General features: G+C 68.4%; 5 protein-coding genes. 1 reads left to right on the forward strand and 4 read right to left on the reverse strand.

Annotation, left to right across the window (positions count from 1 at the left end; translation table 11 throughout):
* From H0W38_RS17900 to H0W38_RS17915, 4 genes are all read right to left on the reverse strand, one after another.
* The coding region (locus H0W38_RS17900; protein WP_292456609.1) for a bifunctional diguanylate cyclase/phosphodiesterase at window positions 1-1061 on the reverse strand (1061 nt) is incomplete at its 3' end.
* Window positions 1062-1098: 37 nt separating this feature from the next.
* Entirely contained in the window at window positions 1099-1479 is a 381-nt protein-coding gene (locus tag H0W38_RS17905) for a GFA family protein (protein ID WP_292456603.1), read from the reverse strand.
* A 76-nt stretch (window positions 1480-1555) separates the two neighbouring features.
* Window positions 1556-2188: a response regulator transcription factor gene (locus H0W38_RS17910; RefSeq protein WP_292456605.1), complete on the reverse strand. Its 633-nt coding sequence runs from the start codon at window positions 2186-2188 to the stop codon at window positions 1556-1558.
* A 91-nt stretch (window positions 2189-2279) separates the two neighbouring features.
* Window positions 2280-3443 carry a histidine kinase gene (locus H0W38_RS17915; protein WP_292456606.1) on the reverse strand — a complete coding sequence of 388 codons (1164 nt, stop codon included), beginning with the start codon at window positions 3441-3443 and terminating at the stop codon, window positions 2280-2282.
* Window positions 3444-3745: 302 nt separating this feature from the next.
* Here H0W38_RS17915 and H0W38_RS17920 point away from each other — a divergent pair, with 302 nt between their 5' ends.
* Window positions 3746-4120 carry a hypothetical protein gene (locus H0W38_RS17920; RefSeq protein WP_292456608.1) on the forward strand — a complete coding sequence of 125 codons (375 nt, stop codon included), beginning with the start codon at window positions 3746-3748 and terminating at the stop codon, window positions 4118-4120.
* Window positions 4121-4149 lie beyond the last annotated feature (29 nt).

A 4149-nucleotide genomic window follows, 5' to 3' on the forward strand; every position in this document is an offset into this window, starting at 1 on the left:
AGGTCGCCTGCGGTGTGCCCGAGGCCGTCGTTGACCTGTTTGAACTTGTCGAGATCGACGTACAGCACGGACAACCGCTCGTCGTTGCGCCCGGCGCGTGCGAGGGCCGTCTGCAGGCGGTCGCGGAGCAGTTCGCGATTCGGCAGATCGGTGAGCGGATCGTGCATGGCGATGTGCTGTAGGCGGGTTTCCGTCTGCTTTCTCTCGATCGCGGCGGCGACCTGCGTGGAAACGAACTGCAGCAGCTCCGTGTCGCTGTCCGTGTACCGTGATTGGGCCGAATGGTTCTTCACCACCAGCGCGCCGATGACGCCGCTCGGAGCGCGAAGGGGAACGCCGAGCCAGTCGAGTGCATGCGGGCCGAGGTCGCACTCAGCTTGCCCAGGCGCCAGCGCCCCGGCGTCGCGCTTGAAGTGGAGCGTTCGCCCGGTGCGGATGACTTCGGCGCTCAATGTGCCGGAATCGAGTTTCCGCGCTGCAGGCGCCGCCTGATGTTCATCGACATGGTAGGGAAAGCTCAGCTCGTCGTGCCTCGGGTCGTACAGCGCAACGAAGAAACCGGTCGCCGGCAGCAGCTTGCCGATGATCCGGTGGATTCGCTGAAACAAGGCGAGCAGGTCCTGCGTGCAATACGCCGCTTCGGAAATGGCGTAGAGCGCCGCCTGCATGGTTTCGGCGCGCTTCTTCTCGGTGACGTCGCGCGCGACCGCAACCCTCACCTGATCGGCTGGCGACCAATGGGCCGACCACATGATGTGGACGATTCGGCCGTCCTTGCGGACATACCGGTTCTCGAAATGCGGCTTGTGGGTGCCGGCGACGATCTCGTCGACCGCAAGCAGGGTCTTCGGCCGGTCCTCGTGAAAGACCAGATCGAGCATCGGTCTGCCGATGATCTCCTGCGGCGAGTATCCGAAGATGCGTTCGAAAGCGGCACTGACGAAAACGAACCGCCCCTGCGTGTCCACGACGCAGACGGCGTCGAGCAGCAGGTCCATGACATGCGCCAGCGGAACGTGGCGATCCGCCTGTATCCAAAGCTCTACCGGGTTGTCGGACATGTCGGTCACCCGCGCGTGCATCGTTGAGGGCGAACGTTCAGCGCCGCCCGGGCTCGAGGCCCGGGTACTGCGGCAACTCGTCGCGAATGTCCCACCACCCGGCCTTCGATGCCACGTGAATGTGAGCACTCGGCCGTGCGGCAATGGGGGTGTCGAGCGTGCCGATGCGTAAGCGAACCCATTCGGGCGCGCCGTCGCGGTGGCTGAGGATGGGCGAGCCGCAGCGGCCGCAGAAGCTGCGCCACTTGCCGGGCGATGAGGCGTAGGCGCGCAACGCGTCGGCGCCGGTGAGCAGCCGGAAGTCGGCCGCCGGCACGGGCGCATTGGCTGCGAAAGCACAACCCTGTGCCTTGCGGCACTGGCTGCAGTGGCACAGCACGATCGCGCCGAGCGCGCCTGCGGGGATCTCGTAGCGCACGGCGCCGCACAGGCAGCCGCCTTGCAGCGTTGGGGCAGCAGCCGGCGCCGGCTCCGGTGTTGCGCGTTGTGCGGGTTCAGACCAACCCGTTGCGGATGGCATAGACCGTCATCTCGGAGTTGTTGGTCAGGCCCAGCTTTTCCAGCACCCGCGCGCGGTACACGCTCACCGTCTTGGGGCTGAGCGTGAGCTCGGTCGCGATGTCGGACAGCCGCTTGCCCGAGGCGATGAGCACGAGCGTCTGCAGCTCGCGGTCGGACAGCTTTTCGTGCGCCACGCCGGTGGCCGGCTGCGTGAGGCTCTCGGCGAGCATCTGCGCGGTCTCGGGCGTGATGTATTTGCGGCCCTGGGCGACCATGCGAACGGCGGCCACGAGCAGCTGCGTGTCGCTGCCCTTGTTGACGTAGCCGAAGGCGCCGGCGCGCAGCGCGCGGATGGCGTACTGGTCTTCGGGGTGCATGGACACCACCAGCACGCGCATGGCCGAAGGCTCCTCCTTGAGCACCTGCAGCACGTCCAGGCCGCTGCGCCCGGGCATGTTGATGTCGAGCACCAGCACGTCGCAGCTCGTTTCTCGCAGCAGGCTGCGCAGTTCGCCGTAGTCGCCCGCCTCGCCGACCACTTCGATGTCGTGCGCATCGGCCAGGGTGTCGCGAATGCCGCGCCGGATCAACGCGTGGTCGTCGCACAGGATGACGCGGATGCTCATCGCGCTTGCTCCTCTTCCAGAGGGAGGGGGAGCAATGCATGGCCTGGCATCGGCGGTCTCATGCAGGCAACTCTACCGTGCAAGGCGCAGCTCAGAGCATGTCCCACGACGTCGGATCGTCGGCATCGCGACTCGGTGCCTCGTCGAGCGCGCCGGCCTCGGTGTCGCCGCCGCTGTCGAGCGGCACCGACAGGATGATGGTGGTGCCGCTCGCTCCGCTGGAAAGATCGACCCAGCCGCCGACCTGCGCGGCGCGTTCGCGCAGGCCGCGAATGCCGAACGAGCGCGCCTTCGACAGATCCTGCTGCGACAGACCGCGGCCGTTGTCGCTCACTTCCAGCGAAAGCACGCGCCCGGCGATGGTCAGGTCGACCTCCGCGCGCGTGGCGAAGGCGTGCTTGCTGATGTTGGTGAGCGCCTCCTGTGCCGTGCGATAGGCGGCCAGCGGCACGCCCGGCGGCAGCGGCGGCAGCTCCTCGTGGCTGACGCGAAAGCTGGTGAGCACGCCGTTGCGCCGCTCGAAGCGGTGCGTCATCCACTGCAGGGCGGCGACCAGGCCCTGCTCGAGGATGGCCGGGCGAAGGTTGTGCATGATCCGCTGGCTCGATTCGATCGCCATGCTCACCGTCTCGAGCGCCCCCTGAGCGCGCTGCGCCATCGCGGGGTCGGTGGCGCGGCGCTCGATCCAGGCGAGGTCGAACTTCAGTGCGGTCAGCGAACCGCCCACGTCGTCGTGGATCTCGCGGGCGATGGCCGCGCGCTCGGCCTCCACGCTGGCCTGCAGGTGTTGGGCGAGCTCGCGCAGGCGCTGCTCGCTCTGGCCGAGCGCCAGGTCGGCGGCCTGCCGGGCGCGCTGGGCCAGCGTGCCCTCGATGGCGTGCAGCATCGCCGGCACCAGCCGCGCCAGGTTTTCCTTGAGCAGGTAGTCGTTGGCGCCGTTGAGCATGGCCTGCACGGCGACTTGCTCGCCGATCTCGCCGGAGACCAGGATGAAGGGCATGAGCAGGTTGCTCTCGCGCAGGATCTCCAGCGCGTCCAGGCCGGAGAAGCCGGGCAGGTTGTAGTCGGACAGCACCACGTCCCAGGGCTCGGCGAGCGCGGCGCGGTACTCGGCTTCGGACTCCACGCGCACGGCTTCGGCATCGAGGCCGCCGTGCTGCAGGTGGGCCAGGGTGAGCTGGTGGTCGAGTTCGGAGTCCTCGAGGTGCAGCACGCGCAGGCGCATGAGCGGGGCGGTCGAAGGCGCGTCGGGCATCGCAGGCAGGGCCGGTGTCGGGGCAGGTGTTGCAGCGGAAAAGGGCGGCAAAGAGCCGGGTGATCTTGCCACTGCCCGCGAGCGATCCGGCAAAAAATTATCTCAACCGGTGCAGTCGGGCCGACCGCTGCGGGCGCGCCGGCAGCGTGCGTGTCCCTCCGTCATTTCCCCCGCCGATGCCGAACAGCCCGCCAGGCCACACGTCGATGAATCCGATCGCACCAGACTCCTGCTCGCTCCCGAGTGCCGGCAACGCCGCAGCGATGTCGCCCCTGAGGGCCGCCGATCTCCAGGACCACCTGATGTCTGCCAGCCACGATCTCGATCGCCTGCAGCGCCTGCTCGCGGACACCTGCGACACGCTCCTGGCGCGCTTTGCCGGCGCGCACCGCCTGCTAGACACATTGAGCGCACCGAGCCTGCCCTCCGCGGCGGCCAGCGTTGCGCAGGACGCGCGCCTTCAGCTCACTGAGGCGGTGCTGGCGCTGCAGTTCCAGGACATGGCCTCGCAGCTCATCAACCACACCCACCAGCGGCTGCGCAACTGCGCCGACCAGATCGCGCGCGACGCCTTCGGGCCCGACGCCGAGGGCGAGGCGGTGGTCGCCACCGCGCCGCTGCGGCCCAACCCCGTCACGCAAGACGAGATGGACGCCGGCTCCATCGAACTGTTCTGAGCGCAGCGCGCCGCGCCGCTCAAGTCAAC

This window comes from Methylibium sp. (genome assembly GCF_013817365.1).
Taxonomy (GTDB): domain Bacteria; phylum Pseudomonadota; class Gammaproteobacteria; order Burkholderiales; family Burkholderiaceae_C; genus Methylibium.